The sequence below is a fragment of the Burkholderia sp. Se-20373 genome (genome assembly GCF_017104705.1).
Taxonomy (GTDB): domain Bacteria; phylum Pseudomonadota; class Gammaproteobacteria; order Burkholderiales; family Burkholderiaceae; genus Burkholderia.
The window spans coordinates 1-1112 of record NZ_JAAGPH010000355.1 but is presented as its reverse complement, the minus strand read 5'-3'; the positions used below and the strand labels follow the sequence as shown (position 1 = coordinate 1112).

Here is a 1112-nt window from a genome sequence, read left to right as displayed (position 1 = left end):
TGGGCGCGCCTGTATCATGAGGGCGGTTTCGATGCACTGTCCCCTCGTCGACGAGGGCGCCCCCGAAAGATGGCCACTTCACTTCCGCCCAAACCCACTGAAGCCGGTTCGCCGGATGAACGCTCGCGCGAGGAATTGCTCAAGGAGAACGAGTATCTGCGCGCGGAGGTGGCGTACCTAAAAAAGCTCGATGCGCTGCTGCAAGCGAAGAAGCAGGCAGCGCAAAAGAAAAAGCGCAAATAGTGCGTGAGCTTGGGCAGCGCCATCCGGTGGCGGCACTTCTGAAGGCGGCCGGCTTGGCACGCAGCACGTTCTATTACCAACTCCGGATCTTGGATGCCGACGATCGTCACGCCGATCTGAAAGCGCAGATCCGGACGGTGTTTGAGCACCACAAGGGCCGCTACGGCTATCGACGCGTCACGGCTGCGATTCGGCAGGCGGGCCATCTCGTCAACCATAAGACGGTGCAACGGCTCATGCAGCAATTGCAACTGAAGTCCTGGGTGCGTCCGAAGAAATATCGCGCGTGGCGAGGCGAGATCGGCACGGCTGCACCGAACCTGCTGCAACGCCAGTTCGAGGCCACCGGCGCCAATCAGAAGTGGGTGACGGATGTGACCGAATTCAAGGTCAACGGCCAGAAGCTGTACCTGTCTCCGGTGATGGACTTGTACAACGGCGAAATCGTGGCCTATCAGATGGACAGGCGGCCGAGCTTCGAGTTGGTCAACAGTATGCTGAAGAAGGCACTGGCTAAACTCCCGCGCAAGGACAAGCCGTTGCTGCATTCGGATCAAGGCTGGCACTATCGGATGCCGGAGTTCCGTCGAAAACTGGCGCGACGCAAGTTGACGCAGAGCATGTCTCGCAAAGGCAATTGCCTTGACAACGCCGCGATGGAAAGCTTCTTCGGCACGCTCAAGTCCGAGTGCTTCAGGCAGCAGCGCTTCACTTGCGTGGAGCAATTACGCCAGACTCTGGAGCGCTACATCCATTACTACAATCACGAACGAATCAAGCTCAAACTGAAAGGACTGAGTCCCGTGCAATACAGAACTCAGTCCTTGGGCGCCTAGCCTTTAACCGTCCAACTTCGTGGGGTCAGTTCA

Annotated in this window: 1 pseudogene; it reads left to right on the top strand. The window is 58.1% G+C overall.

From position 1 onward, the window contains the following. Window positions 1-1079: pseudogene (locus tag G3N96_RS38730) on the top strand (IS3 family transposase); the annotation flags it as partial. Between the last annotated feature and the right edge of the window lie 33 nt (window positions 1080-1112).